This is a genomic window from Arthrobacter sp. UYEF21 (genome assembly GCF_040546085.1).
Lineage (GTDB): Bacteria > Actinomycetota > Actinomycetes > Actinomycetales > Micrococcaceae > Arthrobacter.
This window is the reverse complement of sequence record NZ_JBEPNF010000001.1, coordinates 103,298-129,938: the sequence shown is the minus strand read 5'-3', so window position 1 is coordinate 129,938 and position 26,641 is coordinate 103,298. Positions and strand designations below refer to the sequence as shown.

The window sequence follows — 26,641 nt, the reverse complement described above, 5'->3', positions numbered from 1 at the left end:
TCCATCACAAAAATTGACGCTGCACCGTTGCAGCTCCTACGGCGAGCCTAACCCTTTACCCCATGCCGCGAGGTGGAAGAAAACACAGAGGATTTGGCCTTTCGCTGGACAGGTGCACAAACCAATTCGGCGATTGCCCGTCTTAGCATGGAATCCGGGGCTGCTTCGAGGAGTAACGAGCCGCCCAGCAGTGCCGCGTCAGCTGCGGTGTTGTCTGCCGGCAGGAAGGCACCCACCCCCGACGACGGGCCATACCGTTCCCAGGCGTCCTTCAGCTGGCGTTCCGGCGATCTGCCAACGGCCGATGCCCGGACCTTATTCATCACCACCACTGGCGACGCGTGCGGCACCGCCAATTCGAGCTCCGCGAGTGCGCGGACCAGCCGCGGGACGCCCACCGGGTCGGCGGCCCCGACGGCGAAAACGGTGTCCGCCAGTTCCAGGCTCCGTAGGGTCGCCGCGTTCCTGCGCGGCGCCATCGTGTCGAAGCTGAGTTCTTCATCGGCCTCCAGGCAGAAGCCGGTATCCACCACCACGACGTCTGCAAGCTCCTTTGCGCGGTCCAGGACGAGGGCCAGGGCTGCTGCCCGGAGTTCGGTCCATCTGTCTGCCCGGGTGATCCCGGTCAGAACGCGGAACGTCCCCAGCTTGGTGCTGACCGGCGTGGTCACCTTGAGGAGTGCTGCGGCGTCCAGCACCCCCTGGTCCGCCAGCCTGCAGGCCTGCGCGATACCTGCTGATTCGTCCAGCAGGCCCAGCACGGCCGCGATGCTTGCCCCGTAGCTGTCCGCATCAATGAGCAGGACGGACTTCCCTTCCGCTGCCAGCTCCCCCGCGATGTTGGCAGCAACGAACGTGCGGCCTGGCGAGCCGGCGGGACCCCAGACGGCAATGATCCTGCCGGCCCCGGATGCCTGTGGCACGTCAGCGGGTGCGGCGGCGAGCGGGCGCAGCGCGGCACCCGGATCAGCCAATGCGCTCCCGGACGTGGACTCAGGCGCGGTTCCGGTCAGCTGGGCAACAACGTCGGCAATCCTGCCGGCCAAAGTGGCCGATTCAACGCCGGTCAGGGCTGAGGCGACGCCGATCCCGCGGAGCCTTGCGGCCTCTTCAGCGTCATCCGTAAGGGCAATGATCGCCACGCCTACCGCGCCGAGCCGGTCAACCAGGGACGCCGTCAGGCCCTCGGAGCCGTCCGCCACCACCGCTGCCCGCGCCAGCCCGCCTTGGCAGGCGGCCAGCAGTTCGGTCAGCTCGGCGCAGCGCCGGACCACGGTGACCGGACCGTGGAGCCCCTCCAGGCCGCCGACGATGTCCTCCTGGGCCTGGCCGACAGTAACTACGGGGATGCTCATGACGTCCCACCGCCTGGGTTCCACACAACGGAAATCTTGGCCTGGTTGGCCTGCGCTCCAAGAATGGCCGGCATCTGGCTGTCAGCAACGAGGACCATCAGCACCGTGCTGCGGGAGGACCCCAGGGCGGTGGACGCGGCAGTCACCTGGGCAATTTCCGCCCTGGGCAGGAGCAACTTCGGCTCACTGAAACCGTTCCGGGCATCGGGCAAGGCCACCCAGACGTCCACCCGGGTACCGGCCACTACCTGCAGGGGCAGGGGTTCGTCAATCGTCACGGCCACGGGCTTTCGGTCCAGCGCGTCTGTTCCGGCCAGGCTTTCCTTGGGCACCAACTGGCTCTTGCCGATCCTTTGGACCGCAACCAGGCCCTCGGGCAGTCCCGCCTCCACGGTGACGTAGTGCTCTTCCGTATCACCCAGTCGGACCCTGGCCCGGACCACGTTGTCCGTTGTCAGCTTTTCTCCCACCGCAATGGTGTCCCGGGCTGCGTACACCTCAGTGGTCTGGTCTGCACTGCTGACCAGCGAGATCACCCCCACCACGGAGGCCAGCACCAACAGCACCCCCACCAGCAGCCGTGGATCCTTCCAGGACGGGCGCTTCAGCCTGGCTCCTGCGGTTCCTGCATCGTGGCTCATGCTTTGTCTCCCCCTAGCTCCGAGCATGGAGCTGCTGCCCCCGGACACCTCATTGTTACGGCAAGGACCCCGGAACGAAAGTCAAAAGACCAAATAACATCAAACTGTGGATAACCCCACCAGATGGCATCACAAGTGGCAAAATGATTGCATGCCCAGATTCCTCACCCTCGCCGACGTTGCTGAACAACTCCAGATCAACTCACCGGCGGCCTATGCGCTGGTCCGCAGCGGGGAGCTCAAAGCCATCCAGGTGGGTGGCCGCGGCCAGTGGCGTGTTGAGGAGAAGATGCTGGAGGAGTACATCGCGGAGCGTTACGCCGAGGCCAGCCGCATGATCCAGGAAGCCAAGGCCAAGCACGCCTGAGCCTGGTACGCTTCGGCCTTAACGCGGCCGCTTCCGCCACCGCCCACCCGCCCGCTGAGTTTTTGTCCAGATAATCGCCTCAAGCGGGCCCGAAAATCCGATTATCTGGACAAAAACTCCGGCCGGGGGCTACAGGGCTCCGGCGCTCCACGACCGGATCGCACCCAGCGCCGCAAAGGGAATGGTGGCGACCTGCCGGACCTGTGCTGCCCGCCGGGCCTCGCCCGGGCTGACCAGCGCCAGGTCCATAAAGTCACTGCCCACCCGGTCGATGACACCCGTCAGCCCAACGTCCTCGGCCTGCACGTGCCGGATGAGGACCGCAACCCCCGCCCGGTCGCGCGCCAGGCCGCGCAAGGCGTGCGCCAGCCCGATCCGCGCCCGCACCTGCGAGGGCTCAGCCATCGAGATCCGTCCCAGGCCGCCATAGCGGGCCACAGCGCCGTAAGGAACCAGGACCTGGTGCCGGCCCTCGTCCAGGACCAGCGCGTCAGCACCCGCATGGCTAAGTTTGCCTTCGAAGGTCCGCCCACACACCAGGTGAACAGCTACCTGGCTCCCAAGGCCGCCCCGCAGCCTGTCAGCGAGGACAACGGACGCGGCTTCCACCCTGGCCCGCTCCGAGATCTCGGCTTCGACCGCCAGCTTCCCGTCCTCGGCAAACTGTGCCTCCATGTCATTGAACAGTGCATCCCAGCGCATGGGCCCAAGCGTAGGGTGCGGCCCTGTGGCGGTCAATTCACCAATAAATTCCTTCCAGCTCTGGACAAAATAAGGATAACTGAGTCAAACTGATGCCAGATGGATCAAACAACATCAAACTGCATCAAAAACCCCAAGGGACATCATGCCTGTTGCCACAGCACGCGGCCTTCGCACAGATGCTTTTATGGCCGTCGCCATCCTGCTACTGGGATCCTTCCTTTGCCTGGCAGGCCTGGGCCTGTTGGACCGGTGGCAGATCTCGGCAGGCCGACGGCAAGCGCCCGGGATCGACGACCTGCTGGGGGCCTTGGCGGTGGCGGCGGGGCTGGCCATCGTGGCGTGGTGGATCCTTTCCGTCCTGCTGGCCGTAGGGGTTGCCATCCTGGCCCGCTGTGGCAGTGCTCGAGCCGCCGACCGGGCCGGCAAATATTGCCCGGCCTTCATGCGGCGCCTCGCTGTGGCGGCTCTTTCAGTGCAGCTGCTTGCAGCCCCGATGGCCCAGGCCACTGAACCGCCGGCGGGACCTGCCTGGGTACCAACCCAGGAAGTTGCCGTCCAGGCCCGGTGGTCCCCCACGGAGTTGCAGCCCGGCCCGCAAATATCGGGCCGGCCGTCGCAGGCCGTGGACGTGGCCTTACAACCGCCGATCACAGCAGCGCCGGCAGGACGAACGCCCGTTGTTGACGGGCCAGGCACGGAGTCCCCGGCCCCCGGGGTTACGCCGCCTGCGGTCCGGCCCGACTGGCGGCCCAGCGCGCCGGTGGCCGATCCTGGCCTGCTGGCGGCCCAGCCCGTCCGGTCAGCCGAAGACACACCCCCCGCCGGTCATGACGTCACGGTGCTGGCCGGCGACACACTCTGGGACATTGCTGCGCATCAGTTGGGACCAACCGCTTCGGATGTAGATGTCGCCTTGCACTGGCCCCGCTGGTACGAGGCCAACAAGGCCCAGATCGGCGAAAACCCGCATGTCCTGCTGCCCGGCCAGATCCTGAAAGCACCGTCCAGGGCCTAGCCGACCTTCCGACATTCATCAGCACACAACCAAGGGGAATCACATGAACGCAGTTACGCCAATCCGCTCAGCACGGGCCAACGGAGTTCCAGCGGCCGCAGTCCGCCAGCTGCCCTTACGGCCGGACGTCGCGCCGGGCACGCCGGGCCAGCCCCTCAGGGCAGCGGATGAGAATGCCGAAGTCCTCGCCATCACCCGCAGTACTGTGCAGGCCGCCATGGAAGTCCTTGCCGGAATCCGGCCCATCCACCAGCTGGCGCGCCGTCTGGATCCCCGCTGCCTGGCGGTGTTGCAGCACCGTGCCGCGCTGATCCGCCGCGAACAGGCCCGCTCCGCCTCACCTGCCCTTGCCCGGCTCCACAAGAATTCCGTGGTGCGCTCGGTCCGTGCGTGCGAGGTCTCCCCCGGTATTTACGAGGCAAGTGCAGTGGTGCTTGACGATGTCCGCGCACGGGCCGTGGCGGTCCGGCTTGAACGGGGCAACCAGGCCTGGCGTGTGACTGAATTCGTAGTTGGCTGAAGCAGATGCCTGCGGAAGCAGGAAGTGCCCGGAGCTGATGCTCCGGGCACTTCCTGTCAGACATCGCACTGAGGTCAGCGGCGCTTCTTTTTCGCCTGGCGCTTGGCGGTGTCCTGACCTGCAGCCTTTGCCGGGTTGCCGGACCGGGACGAGGCCCGAGCCTCCACCCGGGTCTGGGATGCGCCGTCCTCGCCAGGGGCCGTGTACTGCAGCTGGGCCGGCTTCTCCGGCGCTTCCAGGCCGGCGGCGCGGATCTGCGGCTCGACGTGCTCGGTGTGGCCTCCGGCAGCATCGGCCACAACAACGTCCTGTGCCGGAGTGACTTCAACCTCCAGGTTGAACAGGAAGCCTACGCTCTCTTCGCGGATGGCCTCCATCATGGCCTGGAACATGGTGAAGCCCTCGCGCTGGTATTCCACCAGCGGGTCGCGCTGGGCCATGGCACGCAGGCCGATGCCTTCCTTGAGGTAGTCCATCTCGTAGAGGTGTTCCTGCCACTTTCGCCCGATGACGGAAAGCACCACCCGGCGTTCAAGCTCGCGCATGCTTTCGGAGCCGATGGCCTCTTCGCGGGACTGGTAGACCAGGCGGGCGTCAGAAAGCAGCTCCTCCTTGAGCATTTCAACGGTGAGCCGCGACTTTCCGCCGGCTTCCTCGATGATCTCGTCCGGCGTGACACTGACCGGGTACAGCGTCTTCAGGTTGGTCCACAGCTGTGTGTAGTCCCAGTCGTCGCCGTTGCCCTCGGCGGTGGCCGAGTCGATCAGCGCCATGATGGTGTCCTCCACGAAGAACTGGACCTTCTCGTGCAGGTCATCGCCTTCCAGGATCCGGCGCCGGTCACCGTAGATGGCTTCGCGCTGCCGGTTCAGGACGTCGTCGTACTTCAGCACGTTCTTGCGCTGCTCGGCGTTACGGCCCTCAACCTGGCCCTGCGCAGATGCGATGGCCCGCGAGACGAGCTTTGACTCCAACGCCACGTCGTCCGGCACGGAGCTGTTCATCAGCCGTTCGGCAGCACCTGAGTTGAAGAGCCGCATCAGGTCGTCGGTCAGCGAAAGGTAGAAGCGAGACTCACCCGGATCGCCCTGGCGGCCGGAGCGGCCCCGGAGCTGGTTGTCGATGCGCCGGGACTCGTGCCGCTCTGTTCCCAGCACGTACAGCCCGCCGGTGTTCAACACTTCCTCGTGCTCGTCCTTGACGGCCTGTTTGGCCGCTTCCAGGGCGGCCGGCCATGCGGCCTCGTACTCTTCGGAATTTTCTTCGGGATCCAGCCCGCGCTTGGCCAGTTCGGCCACGGCCGTGAACTCGGCGTTGCCGCCCAGCATAATGTCGGTGCCGCGGCCTGCCATGTTGGTAGCCACCGTGACAGCACCCTTGCGCCCGGCCTGCGCCACGATGGCCGCTTCACGCGCGTGGTTCTTGGCGTTCAGGACCTCGTGCCGGATGCCTTCCGTGGCCAGCAGCCGGGACAGGTACTCGCTCTTCTCAACGCTGGTGGTGCCCACGAGGACCGGCTGGCCCTTTTCATGGCGCTCGGCGATATCCTGCACCACGGCGTCGAACTTGACTGTCTCGTTCTTGTAGACGAGGTCCGCCTGGTCGAGGCGCTGCATGTCCCGGTTGGTGGGGATAGCCACCACACCCAGCTTGTACGTGCTCATGAATTCGGCGGCCTCGGTCTCGGCCGTACCGGTCATGCCTGCCAGCTTGGAATACATACGGAAGTAGTTCTGGAGGGTCACCGTGGCCAGGGTCTGGTTTTCGGCCTTGATCTCCACGGCTTCCTTGGCCTCGATGGCTTGGTGCATGCCTTCGTTATAACGGCGCCCGGCCAGGATACGGCCGGTGTGCTCGTCAACAATGAGGACTTCGCCGTCGAGGATGACGTAATCCTTGTCGCGCTTGAAGAGTTCCTTGGCCTTGATGGCGTTGTTCAGGAAGCCTATCAGTGGAGTATTCGCGGACTCGTAGAGGTTCTGGATGCCCAGGTAGTCCTCCACCTTTTCGATGCCGCTCTCCAGGACACCGACGGTGCGCTTCTTTTCGTCCGTCTCGTAGTCTTCCCCCAGCTTCAGGCGCTGGACCACCTTGGCAAATTCGCTGTACCAGCGGTTCGTGTCGCCCTGGGCAGGACCGGAAATGATCAGCGGCGTGCGGGCCTCATCGATGAGGATGGAGTCCACTTCATCCACGACGGCGAAGTGGTGGCCGCGCTGGACCAGTTCTGATTTGTCCCACGCCATGTTGTCGCGCAGGTAGTCAAAGCCAAATTCGTTGTTGGTGCCGTAGGTGATGTCCGCGGCGTACATCTGCCGGCGCACAGAGGGATCCTGGTTGGAAAGGATACAGCCGCTGGTCAGGCCGAGGAAACGATAAACGCGGCCCATAAGGTCGGACTGATACTCGGCAAGGTAGTCGTTCACGGTGATCACGTGGACGCCGTTGCCGGTGAGGGCGTTGAGGTAGGCGGGAGCGGTGGCCACGAGGGTCTTGCCTTCACCGGTCTTCATTTCGGCGATATTGCCCAGGTGGAGGGCCGCACCACCCATGAGCTGAACGTCAAAGTGGCGCATCCCCAAGGTTCGCGACGACGCCTCACGCACGGCAGCAAAGGCCTCGGGGAGGAGATCGTCCAGCTGCTCCCCGTCCTGGTGGCGGGCGCGGAGGCGGTCGGTCTCCTCGCGGAGCTCGGCGTCGGTAAAGGTTTGGAACGATTCTTCGAGAGCATTGATGGAGTCGGCATAGTTCCGAAGTTGCCGCAGGGTTTTTTTGTCACCCGTACGGAGAAGTTTTTCGATAAGTGATGCCACGTGAAGATACTCCCAGTCTGATGCTGCCGAATTCTGGCGTTTTTAGTCTACGGGAGGGACACAGGCCACGCGGCCGGTGTTCCCTGAGAGCGGATAGCCCCCACCCTCACGGCGGAGGGCCGCCGTGAGGGGCTCCGCCAGGTCGCCCACCGGACTGACCACGATGTCCCCCAAACCGAGCCACTTGGCCATGAGTTCCAGCTCGTGGGCAAGTTCGACGGCGGTTCCCGGCGGTGCGTCCGGCTCACCGTGCGCGGACTTGACCAGGAGTTTCCCTGCTGCACGGTCCGCCTTCAGATCCACGCGCGCCACGATGGTCTCCCCCAGCAGGAAGGGCAGAACGTAGTACCCGAAGCGCCGGCGGTGCTCAGGGGTGTAAATTTCGATCCGGTAGAGGAAGCCGAACAGCTCCTCGAGCCGGCGACGCTCGAACACCAGCGAATCAAACGGGCTCAGCAGCGCACGCCCGGCAGCCCGCCGCGGCAGCCTGGCATCTGCGTGAAGGAACACCTTCCGGTCCCAGCCCGCCACCGAAACCGGCTCCAGCCGCCCGGCCCTCACCAGGTGCTCCACGGCGGCGGCCGCTGCCTTGACCGGCGTGCGGAAGTAATCGGCAAAGCACCGCACTGTTCCGATACCGTGGGCCTTCGCCGCAGCGTCGATGAGCCTGTGCATCGCCTCCGCTGGATCCCCTCGGTCGTTTTCCAGCTCCAGCCGCTTCGGCAGGACCTGGGCTGTGAGGGTGTACCTGCGCTCGAACTGCTCCGTTCTGGAGGCCGCCGAGACCAGGCCGTCCTGGAAGAGGTGTTCGAGAACCCTTTTGACGGCGTTCCAGTTCCATCCCCAGTTTTCGTTCCGCTGGTCCTCCACATGCCCGATTTTCACGGTGAGTTCGGCCGCAGTCATGGGCCGTCCCGTCGCAAGGGCCTCGAAAATCCTGCTGGTCACGGATTCGCGTAGCCCGGGTTCAATGGCAGCGGCCCCGACCCAGGTGCGCTTCTGCCACAGGAGGAGGTCCGGGAAAAGTTCAGGCCGGATGAAGCTGGCCTCATGCGCCCAATACTCCATCATGCGCCTGGGGTGCGAGGAGGACATCCGATGCAGGATGGTTCGGTCGTAATTTCCGAGCCTTGAGAAGAAGGGAAGGAAATGACTGCGGGACAGCACGTTGACGGAGTCGATCTGGACCAGCTGCACCCGGCAAAGGTACGGCCCACCGTCCGTGAAGTCACGGGGCCGGCGGGCCGCCCTTTATCCAGTCCCTGCGCTGCCAGGGCGATCCGCCGGGCCTGGTCAAGGCTCAGCGTCGCTGGCACGGCAGTCCTTTTATTAGAGGGTGTGGACCACCCTAGACTTTTGCTGCCTCATCGTCGGAGCGGTAGGCAAGGATTTTCTCTTCGACGGCGGTGTCCCCCGGTTCGCACTCATGGTCAAGGGTGATCACGCCGTATGTCCAGCCGCGGCGGCGGTACACCACGGAGGGTGTGTTGGTGGCTTTGTCCACAAAGAGATAGAAATCGTGGCCTACGAGCTCCATGTTGTCCACGGCATCGTCGAGGCTGAGAGAGGCTGCAGGGAAGACTTTGCGCCGGATCAGCACAGGCGAGTCCCCTGCCGGAATGTCGTTGTCGACCTCGTATTGAGACCGTTCTGCTGGTGCCGTCTTCGGCTCAGCCTGATGGCTTGCTTCGACGTAAAGGGGTTCACTGGCGCTGGCGGGTTCCAGGGTGGCAGTGGCTTCACGGACGGCCTTGGGTGTGTGGCGTCCGTGGTGGACCTTCTTACGGTCCTTGGCGCGGCGGAGCCGCTCAAGCAGCTTGGTGTATGCGAGATCAAAGGCAGCAAATTTATCTGCGGCGCTGGCTTCTGCACGGATCACAGGTCCGCGGCCCAGAACGGTCACTTCAACGGTGAGCTGGTCGCCGGTCTGGCGTGCGTTCGTTTCCTTGGACACTTTCGCATCCACGCGCTGGACCTTGTCGCCCAGTGACTCGATCTTTGAGATCTTCTCACCGGCGTATTCGCGGAAGCGGTCTGAGACCGTCAGATTTCGTCCGCTGATCATAAACTCCATGGTGCCCTCCAAATGACTTCGGTGACACGACGACGGCACATCCCAGAGACCGATCTGATTGACAGTCGAGCCCCTTTCCGAGCCGCCATCGAAAGGTACAACTTGTTCTTGGTACCCACCACCGACGTTAGTTCATAGACACCCGTTATTCATCCTTTATTCGTTTATTTTTTTCTCAGACCGGCGGCTTGCCGCCCCCTCGCGGGGAGGGCGGTCCGCTGCCAGCTGAATCGGGCGGGCGTGTCGCCGCGAGGACCACGGCGCCGGTAACAAGGGCCCCGCTGAGGTGGAGTGTGCGGGCCGCTTCAGCCAGCGTGGCACCGGTGGTGAGGACGTCATCGACGATGATGCACCGGCGGCCGGCAACCTGCTTTTGCTTCCGTCCCGGGACCTTCATGGACCCCCTGACCCTGGCTGCCCTGGCTCCGCGGCCGAGGCCCTTTTGGCCTCCGGGCAGCTGTGCCAGGGGCGCCGCCCGGCGCCGGGATTTCCTGATCACGTCCACCACGGGAGGGCCGCCTCCGGCGTGACCTTGGCGCCATCCCGCGAGCAGGAGATGAACGGGGCTGAAACCGCGCTTCACGAACGCGCCGGTGCTGCTGGGCACTGGAACCAGGCAGACACCGTCGACGCCGGCCGCTGCTGCACCAATGCCCTGGCCCAGCCCCTTCGCCAGCACTGAGTTGAGCTGATGCTGGCCGTGACGCTTGAACGACAACAGAGCCTGCGCCAACTCCTCGCGGTACACCCCTGCAGCCACCACCGGAAGGATGATGCCGCCGTCGACAGTCATCAGGGCGGGTGCCTGCTCCTCTGCCCTGAACGGGTGCCGGGTCAGTAAGCGGACCTGGCGTTCGCAGGCAACGCACAGGGCCAGGTCCTCGGCGCCGCAGCAGACGCAGTCCACCGGAACTGCCAGCGCCAGGAGCTCGACGGCGGCACGCATCACGTGATCGGCAACCTTCAACCAGGTGCGGGGCTGCCCGCTGCGATGCTTAGCGGACGGCATGGCCGGCTGAAGGTCCGGGTCCGCGGCTGCCGCGGTCCTGGCCGGGCGCCGGGCGGCCGGACGGGGTGTCTGTTCTTCTCGCACACCCCATCCTCACCTGGCAGCGGCGGCTCGGGTAGCGGGCACCGGCCCTATGTGGACAAACCGCTATCCCGGGAACGAGGGATCGATGGGGCCCTTGAGCTGGGGCGACCAGCCGTTGCCCAGCCGCTGGAAAATCCCCTCCGCCGACTGGCCATAGATCTCCTCGGCACCGTTGCCGGCGCTGAGCCGGACCAGGCCCGGCCAGGGTGCCAGCTGCTGCGGTTGGCCGGACGTGAGGGACAGCAGTTCCGGCGTGACATTTGCCGCGGCCGATCCCTTCATCACGGCAACTGTGGTGTCGTTGACCCAGACTCCCTGGTCCGGGTCACTGGCCGTCACGAGGGTGATAGGGGCTGTCAGTTCCTTGGGCGTCCCGTCAGCATTGCGGATGATCCCCGATACCTGCACCTTGGTGTGGCCGTTCTGTTCCGAAATGACCAGGGCGCGGACACCCTCCCGGGAGATCCTGAGGTCCTTGACAGTTCTTCCGGCGAGCCATGCCGGGGTCAGGGTGACAGTGGGGACTGTTGCGCCGTCGGGCACTCCTGCCGGCCGGTAGGCCACCACTTCCGTACCGCCGGTGGCGCCGGGCCCCGCTGCCCACACCCAGTCCTGAAGGCTGAAGGAAGGATGCGTGATGGTGCTGCGCGTCGTCAGAGCACGGGCCGGCTGGCCCGGCACCATGCTGTAAAGAGTCGTCCGGCTTTCGTTGAGGAAAGCCACAGTCTGGGAGACCGGGGACTCCGCAGGGTAACGGGGACCGAGCGAGGAAACCGGCTGCATGTCGGGGAGCGGGGACACCCTGTTGTTTTCGTACCGCACCAGTTCGTTGCCGCTGACGGCGATCTCGCGCGACGGCACGTTCTTGTCCCGCACCGGAGGCAGGACCGAGCCGTTGTCGTCCACGCGCACCAGGTCCTGGTTGGCTCGCAGCTCAACGTTGACGACGTCGGGCTGGCTGCGGAACGTCAGCGCAAGCTGAGTCTGCATCCGGAGCCTGTCCTCCGCGGACGCCTCAGTGAGTTCCTTCGCGGTGAGGTCCACCTGGGCGGCTCCCGATACCACCGGCACCGACTCCCGGGCCAGCTTGATGCCGGACGGGAAGGCGCTCACCACTGCCCCGCGGAGGTAGGGGGCGGGGCCGGCAAGCAGTGCACTGGTCATGGCCTTGACTGTCTTGTTCCTAATGAACCAGCGCACGTCGGGAACCGCGTACGTGAAGCTCGGATCGTAGAAGTAGATGGGGCTGGCGCCGTAGATGACTTTGAAGGTTTCCTCCGGAATAGCGGTGCCGTCCGGAATGGCCGAGATCCGCCATTCGCCGTCGACCTGCGTGACCGTGGCCGGGATGTTCTCGATGGTGCCTTCCGGAGACTGCGTGGCGATGCCGTCAACATCCACGGTGTAGGCGACGTCCAGCTGGTAGTTATAGACATTTTCGACGCCGGTCGCCACCACCGTTTGGCTGCGGTAGACCAGGGCACGCTTGTCAGGCTTCCATGCCACGGACGCGGCCTGGGTCAGGAATTCGCGGGCCACCGCGTAATCATCCTCGTACCCGCTCCCCGCCCGGTAGAAGTCTTCGATGATCGACTCGGGTGCGGCGCCGGCCTGGGGCGCGGCAGGGAGGAACACGGGGGCATTGAGGTTGCCCGCACTGCCCTCTTCGCTCTTTCCTACCGGCCCGGACGTGGGGATACGCGCGCAGGAAGCAAGCAGGAAAACTAACACCAGCAGGACCACAGCCCTCAGCAGACCGCTCAGGCTCTGGCGTGGACCGGTCAAGGATTCCCCTTTCATGCCTGTTCCTTCGGTAGCGCCGGGCCGAGGACCAGCAAGTTTTTTTCGTCCCCGCCGGGCAGGATGATGTCCCCCGGCTCAAGCAGTACGGGCGAGCGGTCGATCTCCTCGCCCTGCCGCAAGGGGATGGTCAGCCGGAAATTTGACCCACTGCCTTTGTTTCCCCATGCCTGCAGCCATCCGTTGTGGAGTTTGGTGTCCTCCATGGCAATGGACAGCCCCAGTCCGCTGCCTCCGGTGGTCCGGGCGCGGGCAGGATCTGCCCGCCAGAACCGGTCAAAAACCCGGGCAGCCTCGGCCGGCGTCATCCCAATCCCCTGGTCCCGGACAGCCACGCCCACTGCTGACTGGTTGGCCGCGACGGTAACAGTCACCGGCCTGCCCTCACCGTGCTCCACCGCGTTCAGGATGAGGTTCCGCAGGATCCGGTCAATCCGCCGGGCATCCATCACCGTCACAATCCCCTCGGCGGGTCCGCGCAGGATGATCTCTGAGCCGTATTCAGCAGCCACCGGTGCCGCACCTTCGATGACGTGGGCGATGACCTGCAGGATGTCCTCGGGTTCGGCGTCGAGCATGGCCACGCCGGCATCGAAACGGGAGATCTCGAGGAGGTCGGCCAGCAGGGACTGAAACCGCTCCACCTGGTTGTAGAGGAGTTCCGCCGAGCGCTTGTTGATGGGGTCAAAGTCGTGCCGGGCGTCGTACAGCACCTCTGCCGCCATCCGGACCGTGGTCAGCGGCGTCCGCAGCTCGTGGGAGACGTCGGAGACAAACCGCTGCTGCATCTGGGACAACGTGGCCAGCTGGGTGATCTGCTCCTGGAGGCTGGCGGCCATGTGGTTGAACGACGCACCCAGGCGGGCCACTTCGTCCTCGCCCTTGACCACCATCCGCTCCTGCAACTGCCCGGCTGCGAGTTTCTCCGACACCAGGGCGGCGTGGCTGACCGGGCTGACCACGTTGCGGGTGACGTACCAGGCGATGGCCCCGATCATCAGCACCAGCACCGCCCCGCCGGCCAGGAGAACGCCCTGGATCTCGTCGAGGGTTTGCTGGGCGGTGTTGAGGTCGTAAATCAGGTACAGCTCGTACACGGTCCCGTTAAAGGTCACTTTGTTGCCCACGGCGATGCCCGGGCGGTCCTCGGTCCCCACCGGAATCACCGTGGACGCCCAATACTGGTCCTTGCCGGAATCCTGTACGGCCTTGCGCAGGTCGGGCGGGATGACGCTGACGGTCAGCTGGTCCGACGCCCTGGACTCCACCCAGCGGTTGCGGGGTTTGGTCTGCTCCGGCATGGCCTCGAAGACGTAGCGGCGCTGGATCACGGAGCCGCGGCCCTCTACAGCGTTCAGCGTGTCATAGACCAGGGTGATGACGCTGGACTGGTCGGTGACCTGGGCGCCGTCGAACGTGTCTTGGACCTGCTTGACGTTGTAGCGGGTTTCGGATTCCGCCTGGGTCAGCCGCTCCTGGAAGAGGTTGTTGGCGATCTGGTTGGACAGGTAGGCGCCTACGGCGCCGAACGACGTCACGGCCAGCAGGAGGGTGGTGAGGACGGTCCGGAACTGCAGGGACCGGCGCCAGCGCCGTTGCAGGGAACGTCCCACATAACGCAGGGCCGGAAAAAATCGCTGCAGCCCGATGCGAACGAGGCGTGCCACGCGCAGGCCAACAATGATCCCGCGGCGCCGCCAGATCCGTGCGCGGAAAGGCAGGGCTGCCAGTTCCGCAGCCAGCGCATCCGTGTGCTCAGGCCCCTTGGCCGGCGCGGGGTCCGGGGCGCCGTCGTCTTCCGGTCCCGAGGACTCAGGAACCTGCTTTGTAGCCGACACCACGAACCGTCAATACAACTTCCGGGGCTTCCGGATCCCGTTCAATCTTGGACCGGAGCCGCTGTACGTGGACGTTGACCAGCCGGGTGTCTGCCGCGTGGCGGTAGCCCCAGACCTGTTCCAGCAGCAGCTCACGCGTGAACACCTGCCACGGCTTCCGTGCCAGCGCCACGAGGAGGTCGAACTCCAGGGGCGTCAGGGAGATGCGCTCGTCCGCGCGTTTCACCGTGTGGCCGGCGACGTCGATAGTCACGTCAGCGATCCGCAGTGTTTCCGGCGCCTTCTGGTCGCCGGGCCGAAGGCGTGCCCGGACGCGGGCAACCAGCTCTGCCGGCTTAAAGGGCTTAGGCACGTAATCGTCAGCCCCCGACTCCAGGCCGCGGACGACGTCGGACGTGTCGGACTTGGCGGTAAGCATCACGATGGGCACGTCCGACTCTGAACGGATCTGCCGGCAGACCTCGATGCCGTCCACGCCGGGAAGCATAAGGTCAAGCAGCACGAGGTCCGGCTTCGATGAACGGAAAACGTCAAGGGCCTGACCCCCGTCGGCGCAGAAGACGGGGTCAAAGCCGTCATTGCGCAGAACAATTCCAATCATTTCGGCCAGCGCTTCGTCATCGTCAACTACCAGAATGCGTGCCTTCATAGTTATATATTCCCCTATTGAACATGGTTTGTCCTGTTCAACGCCCCTCCGGCATGGCGCCACACCGGGATGCACGGCCGGTACATTGGGAACAGACAGCGGCGCAGCCGACGGTACCGTCCAGGAGGTCACCGATGAACATCCCCATCTACCAGCAGGCCCTGGGCGAAGATTTCACCCGGCTGCAACCGGAGCTGCAGGAGTATTTTTCCTTGCTGCCGGGCTCCGGACAGTACGGCGTCGGTGAGGGCGTTTTCGACGTCGCCGGATGCCGGCAGGCCTGGCTGCGGCCGCTGCTGAAGTTCACCTCCGGCGAGGAGGCCTTCTTCCCGGAGTTTGGTGCGGGCGTCCCGTTCCGGATCGAAAACCATGCGCACCTTGATCCGTTCGGGCGCCCCAGCCTCACCGCCCGGCGGGAGATCCATTTCCCCGGCCGCAGCAGGATTTTCCAGGACACCACCAGTCTGGTGGAATCCGACGGCGGACCGCGGCTGGTGGACTATCTGGGCCGGTTCCGGCGCATGGTCACTGACCTGAAGCTCAGTGTGACGGAGGAGGGCAGGCTCCGCGGGATTTCAGAAGATTCCCGGCTGTTCCTTGGCCACCTCCGCCTGCCGCTGCCGGGTGCGGTTGACGCCAAGGCCTACGCCGAGCAGTGGTGGGAGGGAACTGCGGACGGCCAGGGACGGCACCGGATCCAGGTCAAGGTCATCCAGCCTCAGATAGGGGAAGTGCTGGTCTACGCCGGGCATATGCAATACCGGCTGCGTCCTTACGTCGGCGGCAGCTCGGCGCAGAGCTTCCTGCCCCGCTACGCGCAACCGGACCGCTGGGAAGAGCGCCTGTAACTGCCTTAGCCGTGCGCCCGCTGGTTAAGCCCGTCGGCCAGCTGGGTTAGCCTGCCCAGCACTGTCGTGGCGGCAGCCGGACTGAGACCGGTCAGTCCCCCGGCCGGTGTGACCCGCACGCTGCTCAGCGACGACGCCGGCAGCCCCATCTGGTGCCAGGGCCGCCAGACGGATTCGACGGCGTCGGACACCTTGGGCAGGGTGCCGCCGCTGGTATCCAGCGCACCGGCCCAAACCCGTTTGCCGGCCTCCACCGCGGCAGCCAGCTGCTCCCACTGCCGTGACGTCAGTGCCTTCAACGGAACCGCCACCCCGTCAGCGCCGGCCGCCACAATCCGTTCGATCGGGGCCTCCACCTCGGGCACCGCGACAACGACCTCGCCGGCGCCGGCCGCCCGCAGCGCTTCTATGACCAGCTGCCAGGACTCAGTGACCTCCTGGCCGCCCACCGCACGCAGCGTACGGTAACCGCTCGACGTCGGGATGGTGCCCGCAAGTACCGCGGCAATGTCAGGTTCGTCGAGCTGGACCACCAGCTGAGCGCCTGGAACTGCGCTGGAGACACGGGACAGGTAACTGCCCACACCGGCGGCCAGCGAGGCGGCGATATCCCGGCGCGCGCCGTAGTCGATCAGGGCGCGTTCACCGTTGTGCAGGTGCAGTCCGGCGGCCAAGCTGATCGGGCCCAGCAGCTGGACCTTGAGCTCGAAGGCAGGGGTGTCCTCCGCACCGGCTACGTCAGCAAGTACGTTGATGTCCGTGGAGAGCGCCGAAGCGGCCCGGCGGAAATCCTTGCCGGGCCGGTCCACCAGCCGCCAACCATGCGGCTGGACGTCCACGGCTAGCTCAACCAGGAGCGAGGCCGTGCGGCCCAGGGCGTCCGATCCGACTCCGCGGTCCGGCAGCTCGGCCAGGAACGGCAGGTGCGGGCTGCCAAGCTCACCTCGGATGATCCGCGCGGCCTCCACCGGGTCCTCCCCCGGCCACGGCCCCAGCGCGGTGGCTGTTACTTCCACTCTGCAGCGGCCTGGTGGTCCTCGGCGATGGCTTCGTGATGCCGGATGACCTCACCGATGATGAAATTCAGGAACTTCTCAGCAAAGGCCGGATCCAGGTGGGCGTCCGCAGCCAGCCGCCGCAGCCGGGCGATCTGGGCGCTTTCGCGGCCGGGATCCCCGGCGGGGAGCCGGTGTGCAGCCTTGAGGAAGCCCACCTTCTGCGTCGCTTTGAACCGCTCGGCGAGCAGGTAGACCAGAGTGGCATCGATGTTGTCGATGCTTGACCGGATGGACAGCAGTTCCGCCATCACCGAGTTGTCCACCTGGCCTGCCAGCGAACTGGCGGCGGCGTCGTAGGTTTCAGATTCGGGAACATCATGGTTTTGCTGCGTCATGGTCCAAGTCTATGTGGCCAGCAGCGCCCGGTGTGCCGCCCGTCGCCGCGCCTGCTCCTCCGGATCAGGGACGGGAAGGGACGCGATCAGACGCTTGGTGTAGTCGTGCTGCGGGGCCCCCATCACCTGGCTGCCGATCCCCTGTTCCACGAGTTTGCCCTTGTACAGCACGCCCACCCACTGCGCGAGGATGTCCACCACCGCGAGGTCGTGGCTGATGAACAGCGCGGCAAACCCGAACTCGGCCTGGATTTCCTTGAAGAGTTCCAGCACCTTGGCCTGCACCGAAACGTCCAGCGCCGACGTCGGCTCGTCGGCGATCAACAGCCTCGGGTTCAGGATGAGTGCGCGCGCCAGCGACGCCCGCTGGCGCTGGCCACCGGAGAGTTCATGCGGGTACCGGTCAGCGTACGACGCCGGCAGCTGCACTGATTCGAACAGCTCACCGACCCGTTTGCGCGCCTGCGCGGGGCTGGGGCTGGTGTGGATGATCATGGGCTCCGCCACACAGTCGCCGATGGTCAGCTGCGGGTTGAAGGACGCGGCCGGATCCTGGAAGACAAAGCCGATGTCCTTCCGGCGGGGTTTGAACGTCCGTTCTTTGAAATTCAGCATTTCGTAGCCGAGCACCTTCAGGCTGCCGCCCGTGGTCTGGTTAAGGCCGGCAATGGCCCGTCCGATCGTAGTTTTTCCTGATCCGGATTCGCCCACCAGCCCAAAGACTTCCCCTGCGGAGATGGTGAAGCTAACCCCGTCCACGGCTTTGAAGGCCGGCGTGCCGAACCGGCCTGGATACTCGATGGTCAAGTTGGTGGCGTCCACCAGCACCGGCGATTGCTGGTGGGCGCGTTCCCTTAGTCCTTCCGAGGCCGAGTTCCTGCCCAGGTGCGGCACAGCGGCCAGCAGCTTCCTAGTGTAGTCCTCTTGAGGTTCCGCGAACAGCACCCGCGCCGGTGCTTCCTCCACGACGTCGCCCTGGTACATCACCACCACCCGGTCAGCGAGGTCCGCCACCACGCCCATGTTGTGTGTGATGAGCACGATCGACGTACCGTATTTGTCCCGCAGGTCCCGCAGCAGCTCCAGGATTTCGGCCTGGACGGTTACGTCCAGGGCGGTGGTGGGTTCGTCAGCCACAATGAGTCCCGGGTTCAGAGCCAGGGCAGCGGCAATGACGACGCGCTGCTTCTGGCCCCCGGAAAACTGGTGCGGATAGTAGTTAACCCGGTGCTCCGGATCCGGGATCCCCACCTTGCGCAGCGCCTCGATGGCACGGGCTTTGGCGTCCTTGGCCGAGACCCGGTTGCCACCGGCGCCGGCGTGGGCGCGGATGCCTTCGGCGATCTGCCAGCCCACGGTGAACACCGGGTTCAGTGCGGTGGAGGGTTCCTGGAACACCATGGCCACATCGCGGCCCCGGATCTGCCGCAGCTTGGCGGCACTGACGCTGATCACATTGTTCCCGTTGATCAGCACTGCGCCGCCGCTCGTTGCGGTTTCGGGCAGCAGCCCCAGAATGGTCTTCGCGGTCACCGTTTTGCCGGAACCGGATTCGCCCACGATGGCCAGCACCTCGCCGGACCGGACGTCCAGACTGACATCCTTGACGGCGTAGACGTCTCCCCCGTCGGTGGCGAATGTGACCTTGAGGTGGTCGATTTCCAGGACATTCCCGGTGCCGCGCCTGGGGCTGTCTTCGATGATCTGGGGACCACTCATGCGGACACTTCCTTCCGGTTCGTAACGCCTGTTCCCTTGTTCTTGGCACCGGCCCGTTTGCGTCCGCGCAAACGGGGATCGTTGAGATCATTCATGCTCTCGCCCACCAAAGTCAGGCCCAGGACGGTGAGCACGATCGCCGTGCCCGGGAAGACTCCCGTCCACCAAATGCCGGAGGAGGCATCGGACATGGCCTTATTGAGGTCGAAGCCCCATTCAGCCGCCGAGCTGGGTTCGATGCCGAAGCCGAGGAAGCCCAGGGCGGCCAGGGTGAGGATCGCTTCAGAGGCGTTGAGCGTGAAAATCAGCGGCAGTGTGCGGGTCGCATTGGCGAAGATGTGCCGGCCGATGATCCGTGCGCTGGAGGCACCAACCACTTGGGCGGATTCCACAAACGGCTCGGCCTTGAGGCGAATGGTCTCTGCCCTAATGACCCGGAAGTACTGCGGTACGAACACGGCCGTGATGGCGAAGCCGCAGGCGAGGATGCCACCCCAGAAGCCAGACTGGCCCTTATTGATGGCGATGGACACCACGATGGCCAGAAGGAGTGTGGGAAAAGCATAGATGGCATCAGCAATGACTACCAGGATCCGGTCCAGCCAGCCACCAAAGTAGCCGCTGATCAGGCCCAGGAATACTCCGAGGAAGATGGCCATGAGGACAGCAACGACGATCACCGTCACCGCCGTCTGCGATCCCCAGATGACCCTGGACAGCACGTCGTAGCCGCCCACCGTTGTTCCCCACAGGTGCTTGCCACCTGGCTCGGCCTGCGCTGGGAACGTTCCGGCGTCGTCGGAGATTTGCGAATAACGGTAGGGCGCCAGCAGCGGCGCCAAAAGGGCCGTCACCAGGAAAACTGCGCACAGTACTACACCGATCAGCAGCATAGTGCGCTGCAGGCCGACGCTGCGCCGGATGTGCGACAAGACGGGCAGCCTGTCCAGCAACGACTTCTTTCTTGGCGTGAATGCTTCGGCACCCATCAGTACCTCACTCGCGGATCAATCAGGGCCGCGGCAATGTCCACGACGAAATTCGTGACGGCCACTATAACGGCCAGCAGCATGACGATGCCTTGGACGGCCACAAAGTCACGCGCCGTGAGGTACTGGGCCAATTGATAGCCGAGGCCCTTCCATTCGAAAGTGGTTTCGGTCAGCACTGCACCGCCAAGCAATAGCGCGATCTGGAGGCCCATGACCGTGATGATGGGGATCAGTGCGGGCTTGTAGGCATGCTTGGTCACCAGACGGTATTCGCTGACTCCGCGGGACCGTCCTGCCTCAATGTAGTCCTTGCCCAAGGTACCGATCACATTGGTCCGGACCAGGCGGAGGAAGACGCCGGCGGTCAGTAGTCCCAGCGCAACGGCCGGGAGAGCGGCGTGGTGGACGATGTCCCCGAAGGCTGCAAGGTCGCCGCTCCGCAGTGCATCGAGCCAGTAAATGCCAGTTGGCGCCGAAAGGCGCGCCATCGCAAGTTCAGTGGTTGTGGAAGCGCGCCCCGCCACCGGGAACCAGCCGAGGCCAACGGAGAAAGTGAGCTTCAGGAGAAGGCCCGCAAAGAAGACGGGGGTGGCGTAGCACAGGATGGCGAAGAAACGCAGCAAAGCGTCCGGGACCTTGTCGCGTTTATGCGCCGCAAACATTCCGAGGGGAATGCCAATCAGCAGCGCCACGACCAGTGCGTTGATGGCAAGCTCCAGGGTGGCGGCCCCGAATTTGGTGAGCATCTCAATCACTGGCCTGCCATCTGAAAGAGTCCGGCCGAAGTTGCCGGTGACGATCTGGCCGAGATATTCAAGGTACTGAATGAACAGTGGCCGATCATAGCCGGCCTGGTGGATCAGGGCATTAATCTGTTCCTGCGGGAGCCGGCCGCCCTGGGCCGCAGTGATGGGATCGCCGGTGATCCGCATCAGGAAAAAAACCAGGGTGACGAGAATAAAGATCGTGGGGAAGATCAGCAGGAAGCGGACCAGGATGTATCTCCCGAGGCCACCTCCCGCGGATTTGGATGTGGGGGCCGCGACCCTTGGCGGCGGGGCATCTATCAAGGTGGCCATGCTGTCCCTGCCTGGTTTGAAACGAAGAAATTTGGGGAACACCTAGGAGGCGGGACCGTGTGGGCCCCGCCTCCCGTTGTGGTGTCTTTCGGAATTACTTGGAGACGGTGCCGAGCCGGAACTTGAACGATGCGTCCAGGGTGGAGTCCACGCCCTTCACGTTCTTCCCGGAAATGGCCACCTGGGCACCCTGCAGTAGCGGCAGGGTGGAGATGTCCTTCGCCAGCTGATTCTGGACTTCCTGAATCGTCTTTTCGCGCTCCGACTTGTCCGCCGTCACCAGCTGTTTGGCGATCAGCGTTTCCACGTTCGTGTTGGAGTAGTGGTTGTTGATGTAGCCACCTTTGGGGAAGAAGGGTGTCAGGTAGTTGTCCGGGTCACTGAAGTCAGGGAACCAGCCCAACTGGTAGACCGGGTAGCTGTCTTTCTTCGAAGCCGCGTTGTAGGTGACCCACTCCGTGGACTGGAGGTTCACGGTAAACAGCCCGCTCTTCTCCAGCTGGTCCTTGACCATGGCGTATTCGTCGCCGGACGACTTGCCATAGTGGTCAGGGTTGTACTGCAGGTTGATGGTCACCGGGCCGGAGATGCCGGCGTCGGCAATGGCCTTCTTGGCTTTGTCCAGGCTGGGCTTTCCGGCACCGTCGCCGTAGGCCTGCTTGAAGGACTCATTGGCGCCAAGGAAGCCGGACGGAACGTTGGACCACATCGGCAGGTAGGTGCCCTTGTAGACCTGGTCCGAAATGGCCTGGCGGTCTACGAGGTTGGCCACCGCCTGGCGGACGGCCAGCGCCTTCTTCGGATCAGCTTCGGGGGTCTTCGCCCCGAAGGGCATGGTGTCGAAATTGAAGACGATGTAGCGCATCTCGCCGCCGGGGCCGATGTTGACCTTGACGTTGGAGTCCTTCTTGAGGTCGTCGATGTCCGTGGCGCTCAGGCTGCGGTTGGCAACATCGATCTGGCCGCCCTTGATTTCCAGCTTCATGTTGGTCTGGTCGGTGTAGTACTTGATGGTGGCACCGTCGTTGGCGGGCTTGCCCAGGACGCCCTTGTAGTCGGGCCACGGCTTTAGGCTGACCAGCGTGTTCTTGCTATAGGAGTCGATAGTGTACTGGCCGTAGAACGCGTTCGCCTTGACAATCTCATCGTCGCTGAGGAGTTTGTCGGCCGGGAACACTTCATCGTCAACGATGGGAGCGGCCGGACTCTGCAGGACCTGCGCAAACGTCTGGTCATTGGCCTGCTTGAGCGTGAACACCACGGTGGTGGCATCCGGGGTGGCAATGGACTCGATGTTGGTCAGCAGTGACGCCGGGCCGTTGGGGTCCTTGATCTTCACCTGGCGGTCGAACGAGAACTTGACGTCCTTGGAATCCAGGACGTGTCCGTTGGCCCACTTGAGGCCGCTTTTGAGTTTGACCGTAAATTCGGTGGGCTTGGTGAACGAGGACGATTCCGCGAGGTCAGGAACAGGATCCGCTCCGCCGGGCTTGGAGTTCAGCAGGAAGGAATAAACCTGGTTCATCAACATAAACGAACCGTTGTCGTACGAGCCGGCCGGATCCAGCGCCGTGACCTTATCGGTGGTGCCGTAGGAGATGGTGCTTGTGGCGGTGTCCCCTGGCGTGGTGCTGTTTCCGCCGCCGCCTGAGGGGCCCGTGCAGGCAGTCAAGGCGAGGGCGGAAACGCCCGCGAGCGCGAGTGCGCTCCGCAAGGCTCTGGTGCTGTTTGTCATCTGTGAACTTTCTGTTCGATGAGTACGCGTTCGCCGCCCGCTTAGGGGTGTTTACTCGAGCGGGCAGGGCGCTGTCCTAATGCCTAGATTCAATCAGACGCCGGGCTCATCAACCGGCAATTTTGTGAGTTGAGACACAAAATTTACCTGAGTATTTCAAACACGCCCGCTCAGGCTCAGGGGAGCGGCCTAAAGTTCGGCGCGCTGCAGCGACCGGGCGGCGTCGATAGTGGCCTGGCCGAGCACCCGGCTGCCCTGGTAGAGGACCACCGTCTGGCCGGGAGCCACTCCCCGCAGCGGGTCGGTCAAGGTCACCAGCAGCTGGGGCGCGTCCCCGCCGGGAACCGTCACCATACGCGCGGTTGCCGGCACGGGGTCGCCGTGAGCGCGGACCTGCGCATGGCACCCAAACTCGGTACCAGTTTCGATCTCGGCGATGGGCAGGCCGGCCCAGGAAACCTTGATGCCGCGGATCTCGTCGATGGCCAGCAGCGCCTGGGGCCCCACTACCACTTTGTTTTCCTTCGGCCGGATCTCGAGCACGAACCGCGGCTTGCCGTCCGCTGCGGGTGTCCCCAGCTTCAGGCCACGGCGCTGGCCCACGGTGAAGGCGTTGGCGCCGGGATGCTCGCCCACCTTTGAGCCGGTTTCGTCCACAATGTCACCGGTGGTCATGTCGATTTTTTCGGCCAGCCACCCCGCGGTGTCGCCGTCGGGAATAAAGCAGATGTCGTGGCTGTCCGGCTTGTTGGCAACGGAGAGCCCGCGGCGCTCGGCCTCCGCCCGCACCTCAGCCTTGGAGGGCGTATCGGCGAGCGGGAACATTGAGTGCTTAAGCTGCTCGTGGGTCAGGACGCCCAGGACGTAGCTCTGGTCCTTGGCCCAGTCCGCCGCCCGGTGGAGTTCCGGGTTGCCCTCGGAGTCAGTGATCACCTTGGCGTAGTGCCCGGTGCAGACGGCGTCGAAGCCCAGGGCAATAGCCTTTTCCAGCAGTGCAGCGAACTTGATCCGCTCGTTGCAGCGCATGCAGGGGTTGGGGGTGCGGCCAGCAGCGTATTCGTCGATGAAGTCCTGGACCACGTCTTCCTTGAAACGTTCCGAGAAGTCCCAGACGTAGTACGGGATCCCCAGCACGTCGCAGGCGCGCCAGGCGTCGCGGGAGTCTTCAATGGTGCAGCAGCCGCGGCTGCCCGTCCGCAAAGTGCCAGGCATACGGGACAGCGCAAGGTGTACGCCCACCACGTCGTGTCCGGCTTCAACGGCACGTGCTGCGGCTACGGCGGAGTCAACTCCGCCGCTCATGGCTGCTAAGACTCGCATGCTGGCTTTCTGTTGGGTTCAGGGGGGCTGCAGGCACCAGGGGCGGCAGCCGTTCAATCGGTGGCCGGACAGATAACACAATGCCTGCTGCGCTATTCTATCGGCACGCCGAATGCTCCCCAAAAAGACCTTGACTGGCCCGCTCCGCCCTTCTAAAGTCAGGATAGACGGTTTTAGATTCCGAAGGCATTATCGGGAAGCGGGCTGACATGGCTGTTCAGGACATCGTCATTGTGGGCGGCGGGCTGGCCGGCGCCACTGCCGCCAAGACCCTGCGGGCAGAAGGGTTCACGGGGAAGGTCACCGTTGTCGCCGCCGAAAGCCACCACCCCTATCTGCGTCCGCCGCTCTCCAAGGAGTACCTGCTCGGCAAGGCCGCAGAGGATACTGTCCCGGTGGTGCCGGCCGGCTGGTACGCAGAGAACGATGTCGGCCTCCGCCTGGGCGTCCGGGTCACCGAAATCCGGCCGGACGCCAGGACGGTGCAGCTGGGCGATGGAACGTCCCTGCCGTACGGCTCGCTGCTCCTGGCCACCGGGGCGTCCCCGCGTACGCTGCGCCTGCCAGGCAGCGGCCTGGCAGGCGTCTCCACGTTCCGCACCTTGGATGACAGCAGGCGGCTCCGCGAAAGCCTGGCAGCGGGCGGGAAGAACGTGGTGATGATCGGTTCCGGCTGGATCGGCATGGAACTGGCGGCCGCTGCGGCAACATATGGCAACAACGTCACCCTGCTTGGCCTCGAGGAGATCCCCCTGGCGGGTGCCATCGGCCCGGACCTGGGCCGGTTCTTCCGCGAACTGCACGAAACCCAGGGCGTGGGTTTCCGGCTTCCCGCCTCAGCGCGGGAGCTTACGGGGACGGAGGGTGCTGTCACCGGGGTCATCACCGACTCCGGCGAGCTGCTCCCGGCGGACATCGTGATCATCGCCGTGGGCGTGTTCCCCGAGACCGCTCTTGCCGAGTCAGCTGGCCTGGCCCTGGACAACGGCATCCTCACGGATGCGTCACTCAAGACCAGCGAGCCGGGCGTCTTTGCCGCCGGGGACGTCGCCAACGCCTTGCACCCCTTTACCGGCCAACACCAGCGCAGCGAACATTGGTCCAACGCGCTCAACGGCGGCAAGGTGGCCGCGAAGGCGATGCTGGGCCAGGATGCCACGCTCAGCACCATTCCCTATTTCTATACAGACCAGTTCGACGTCAGCATGGAGTACTCCGGCTTCCCGGCGCTGGCGGCGGCTGCCCCACCTGTGATCCGGGGGTCGTTGGAGGCCAAGGAGTTCATTGCGTTCTGGCTCCAAAACTCCCGTGTGGTGGCCGGAATGAGCGTCAACTGGCCGCGGAAGCCACAGCCCGGCGCACAGAAGGCTATCAAGGCCCTCATCTCAGCGCGGACGCCGGTCACGGCTGAGCGCCTGGCCGACAATTCCGCCGGCCTCGATCAACTCCTGCCGGAACCGGCCTGACGCGCCATCGTTCCGGCAGTCTGGATGGACGATTCGTGCCCGGCCATTCCCGCCTGGCGGGCCCGCTCGTAGGCGCCCGGCAGCGCGGCCAACAGGGCATCCACATCCGCCTCCGTGGACGCATGCCCGAGCGTGAAGCGCTGGGCGCCGCGGGCCGTTTCCTCATCCAGCCCCATGGCCAGCAGCACATGGGACGGCCGCGGGACACCGGCTGTGCAGGCAGAACCGGTGGACGACTCCACGCCGGCAAGGTCCAGGAGGAACAACAGCGAATCTCCTTCACAGCCGGGCAAGGTGAAGTGCGCGTTGCCGGGCAGCCGCCCCTTCCCCGCCGCCCCGCGCAGCACGGCCTCCGGCACCCGCTCCACGACGCCGTCGACCAGCCGGTTGCGGAGGGCCGCGATGCGGAAGGCCTCCGCGGTGAGCCCTGCAGTGGCCGCTTCGGCCGCTGCAGCGAAAGCGGCAATGGACGCTGTATCCAGCGTCCCGGAGCGCACATCGCGCTCCTGGCCGCCACCGTGCTGCACCGGAGTAAGCTTGACCGCCCGCCCCAACAGCAGGGCACCCACGCCCACCGGTCCGCCGATCTTGTGCCCGGACACGGACATGGCGTCCAGGCGGGAAGCTTTGAAGTCAACAGGCAGTGAGCCGAACGCCTGCACCGCATCCGAATGCACCGGCACACCCGCGGCGTGTGCCAGTTCCACAATCCGATGCACGGGCTGGATGGTGCCCACTTCGTTATTGGCCCACATAATGGTCACCAGAGCGATGGAGCCGGGGTCGCGGGCAAGCTCAGCGGCGAGGACGTCGAGATCCACCACCCCGTCACCGTCCACCGGCAGCCAAGTCACCTGGGCACCTTCGTGCCGTTCAAGCCATTCCACTGTGTCCAGTACGGCATGGTGCTCGACGGCGGAGCAGAGGATGCGCCGCCGGGCCGGGTCTTCGCCGGAGCGGGACCAATACAGGCCTTTGACCGCCAGATTGTCAGATTCTGTGCCGCCGGACGTGAAGATGACCTCAGAGGGATGGGCGCCGGCGGCCGCCGCAATCGCTTCCCGGGCATCCTCCACCGACCGGCGGGCGCGGCGTCCGGAACCGTGCAGGGATGAGGGGTTGCCGGTGCGGGACAGTTCCCGGGTCAGGGCTGCCAGCGCCTCTGCGGAGAGTGGCGTGGTGGCTGCATGATCGAGGTAGACGGACACGCATCAATTCT

General features: G+C 64.8%; 22 protein-coding genes and 1 pseudogene. 5 read left to right on the top strand and 18 right to left on the bottom strand.

Annotated features, from left to right (window positions below; genetic code table 11):
- Positions 1-47: 47 nt before the first annotated feature.
- Together ABIB27_RS00590 and ABIB27_RS00585 are read right to left on the bottom strand one after the other, a co-directional pair.
- Positions 48-1,355 carry a CpaE/TadZ family protein gene (locus ABIB27_RS00590; protein WP_354213944.1) on the bottom strand — a complete coding sequence of 436 codons (1,308 nt, stop codon included), beginning with the start codon at positions 1,353-1,355 and terminating at the stop codon, positions 48-50.
- Positions 1,352-1,996, bottom strand: coding sequence for a hypothetical protein (locus ABIB27_RS00585; RefSeq protein ID WP_354213942.1), 645 nt, complete (start codon positions 1,994-1,996; stop codon positions 1,352-1,354). The genes ABIB27_RS00590 and ABIB27_RS00585 overlap by 4 nt, the downstream gene beginning before the upstream one ends.
- A 151-nt stretch (positions 1,997-2,147) precedes the next feature.
- On the opposite strand from ABIB27_RS00585, the gene ABIB27_RS00580 reads away from it, so the two are divergent.
- Positions 2,148-2,363: a helix-turn-helix domain-containing protein gene (locus ABIB27_RS00580; RefSeq protein WP_354213940.1), complete on the top strand. Its 216-nt coding sequence runs from the start codon at positions 2,148-2,150 to the stop codon at positions 2,361-2,363.
- Between the two features lie 129 nt (positions 2,364-2,492).
- Here ABIB27_RS00580 and ABIB27_RS00575 read toward each other — a convergent pair whose 3' ends face one another.
- Positions 2,493-3,065 carry a hypothetical protein gene (locus ABIB27_RS00575; RefSeq protein WP_354213939.1) on the bottom strand — a complete coding sequence of 191 codons (573 nt, stop codon included), beginning with the start codon at positions 3,063-3,065 and terminating at the stop codon, positions 2,493-2,495.
- Between the two features lie 145 nt (positions 3,066-3,210).
- Between ABIB27_RS00575 and ABIB27_RS00570 the strand changes: the two genes are divergently transcribed.
- Positions 3,211-4,083, top strand: coding sequence for a LysM peptidoglycan-binding domain-containing protein (locus ABIB27_RS00570; protein WP_354213938.1), 873 nt, complete (start codon positions 3,211-3,213; stop codon positions 4,081-4,083).
- Between the two features lie 43 nt (positions 4,084-4,126).
- A complete protein-coding gene (locus ABIB27_RS00565) occupies positions 4,127-4,603 on the top strand; it encodes an Rv3235 family protein (protein ID WP_354213937.1) in 477 nt (158 codons plus the stop codon).
- 74 nt (positions 4,604-4,677) lie between these two features.
- Here ABIB27_RS00565 and secA read toward each other — a convergent pair whose 3' ends face one another.
- From secA to mtrA, 7 genes and pseudogenes are all read right to left on the bottom strand, one after another.
- Entirely contained in the window at positions 4,678-7,416 is a 2,739-nt protein-coding gene (gene secA / locus ABIB27_RS00560) for a preprotein translocase subunit SecA (protein ID WP_354213935.1), read from the bottom strand.
- A 42-nt stretch (positions 7,417-7,458) separates the two neighbouring features.
- Positions 7,459-8,732, bottom strand: a pseudogene (locus ABIB27_RS00555) (winged helix-turn-helix domain-containing protein).
- Between the two features lie 32 nt (positions 8,733-8,764).
- Positions 8,765-9,490, bottom strand: a complete 726-nt coding sequence (gene hpf, locus ABIB27_RS00550; protein ID WP_354213934.1) for a ribosome hibernation-promoting factor, HPF/YfiA family — start codon at positions 9,488-9,490, stop codon at positions 8,765-8,767.
- Between the two features lie 175 nt (positions 9,491-9,665).
- On the bottom strand, positions 9,666-10,583 hold the full coding sequence (locus tag ABIB27_RS00545) for a ComF family protein (protein WP_354213932.1): 918 nt from the start codon (positions 10,581-10,583) through the stop codon (positions 9,666-9,668).
- A gap of 63 nt (positions 10,584-10,646) precedes the next feature.
- Positions 10,647-12,383 carry an LpqB family beta-propeller domain-containing protein gene (locus tag ABIB27_RS00540; RefSeq protein WP_354213931.1) on the bottom strand — a complete coding sequence of 579 codons (1,737 nt, stop codon included), beginning with the start codon at positions 12,381-12,383 and terminating at the stop codon, positions 10,647-10,649.
- Entirely contained in the window at positions 12,380-14,224 is a 1,845-nt protein-coding gene (gene mtrB / locus ABIB27_RS00535) for an MtrAB system histidine kinase MtrB (protein ID WP_502909077.1), read from the bottom strand. The genes ABIB27_RS00540 and mtrB overlap by 4 nt, the downstream gene beginning before the upstream one ends.
- Complete coding sequence (mtrA, locus tag ABIB27_RS00530; RefSeq protein WP_275212443.1) at positions 14,196-14,870, bottom strand: MtrAB system response regulator MtrA; 675 nt, start codon at positions 14,868-14,870, stop codon at positions 14,196-14,198. Before mtrA ends, mtrB begins: the two co-directional genes overlap by 29 nt.
- Before the next feature lie 134 nt (positions 14,871-15,004).
- On the opposite strand from mtrA, the gene ABIB27_RS00525 reads away from it, so the two are divergent.
- Positions 15,005-15,718 carry a DUF4166 domain-containing protein gene (locus ABIB27_RS00525; protein ID WP_354213930.1) on the top strand — a complete coding sequence of 238 codons (714 nt, stop codon included), beginning with the start codon at positions 15,005-15,007 and terminating at the stop codon, positions 15,716-15,718.
- A 5-nt stretch (positions 15,719-15,723) separates the two neighbouring features.
- Here ABIB27_RS00525 and ABIB27_RS00520 read toward each other — a convergent pair whose 3' ends face one another.
- The 7 genes from ABIB27_RS00520 to mnmA form a co-directional block, all read right to left on the bottom strand.
- Positions 15,724-16,734 (bottom strand): uroporphyrinogen decarboxylase/cobalamine-independent methonine synthase family protein, encoded by a 1,011-nt coding sequence (locus ABIB27_RS00520; protein WP_354213929.1) that lies wholly within the window; start codon positions 16,732-16,734, stop codon positions 15,724-15,726.
- Positions 16,725-17,111: a chorismate mutase gene (locus ABIB27_RS00515; RefSeq protein ID WP_354213928.1), complete on the bottom strand. Its 387-nt coding sequence runs from the start codon at positions 17,109-17,111 to the stop codon at positions 16,725-16,727. The genes ABIB27_RS00520 and ABIB27_RS00515 overlap by 10 nt, the downstream gene beginning before the upstream one ends.
- A 9-nt stretch (positions 17,112-17,120) precedes the next feature.
- Positions 17,121-18,830, bottom strand: coding sequence for an ABC transporter ATP-binding protein (locus ABIB27_RS00510; RefSeq protein ID WP_354253336.1), 1,710 nt, complete (start codon positions 18,828-18,830; stop codon positions 17,121-17,123).
- A complete protein-coding gene (locus ABIB27_RS00505; protein WP_354253335.1) occupies positions 18,827-19,819 on the bottom strand; it encodes an ABC transporter permease in 993 nt (330 codons plus the stop codon). Before ABIB27_RS00505 ends, ABIB27_RS00510 begins: the two co-directional genes overlap by 4 nt.
- Entirely contained in the window at positions 19,819-20,901 is a 1,083-nt protein-coding gene (locus ABIB27_RS00500; protein WP_354213925.1) for an ABC transporter permease, read from the bottom strand. The genes ABIB27_RS00505 and ABIB27_RS00500 overlap by 1 nt, the downstream gene beginning before the upstream one ends.
- 94 nt (positions 20,902-20,995) lie before the next feature.
- Positions 20,996-22,636, bottom strand: a complete 1,641-nt coding sequence (locus ABIB27_RS00495; RefSeq protein ID WP_354213924.1) for an ABC transporter substrate-binding protein — start codon at positions 22,634-22,636, stop codon at positions 20,996-20,998.
- Between the two features lie 189 nt (positions 22,637-22,825).
- Positions 22,826-23,956, bottom strand: coding sequence for a tRNA 2-thiouridine(34) synthase MnmA (mnmA, locus tag ABIB27_RS00490; RefSeq protein ID WP_354213923.1), 1,131 nt, complete (start codon positions 23,954-23,956; stop codon positions 22,826-22,828).
- Positions 23,957-24,165: 209 nt separating this feature from the next.
- Here mnmA and ABIB27_RS00485 point away from each other — a divergent pair, with 209 nt between their 5' ends.
- A complete protein-coding gene (locus ABIB27_RS00485; RefSeq protein WP_354213922.1) occupies positions 24,166-25,422 on the top strand; it encodes an NAD(P)/FAD-dependent oxidoreductase in 1,257 nt (418 codons plus the stop codon).
- Here the strand turns inward: ABIB27_RS00485 and ABIB27_RS00480 are convergent.
- Complete coding sequence (locus ABIB27_RS00480; RefSeq protein ID WP_354213921.1) at positions 25,398-26,630, bottom strand: cysteine desulfurase family protein; 1,233 nt, start codon at positions 26,628-26,630, stop codon at positions 25,398-25,400. The two genes, ABIB27_RS00485 and ABIB27_RS00480, sit on opposite strands and share 25 nt — an antisense overlap.
- Between the last annotated feature and the right edge of the window lie 11 nt (positions 26,631-26,641).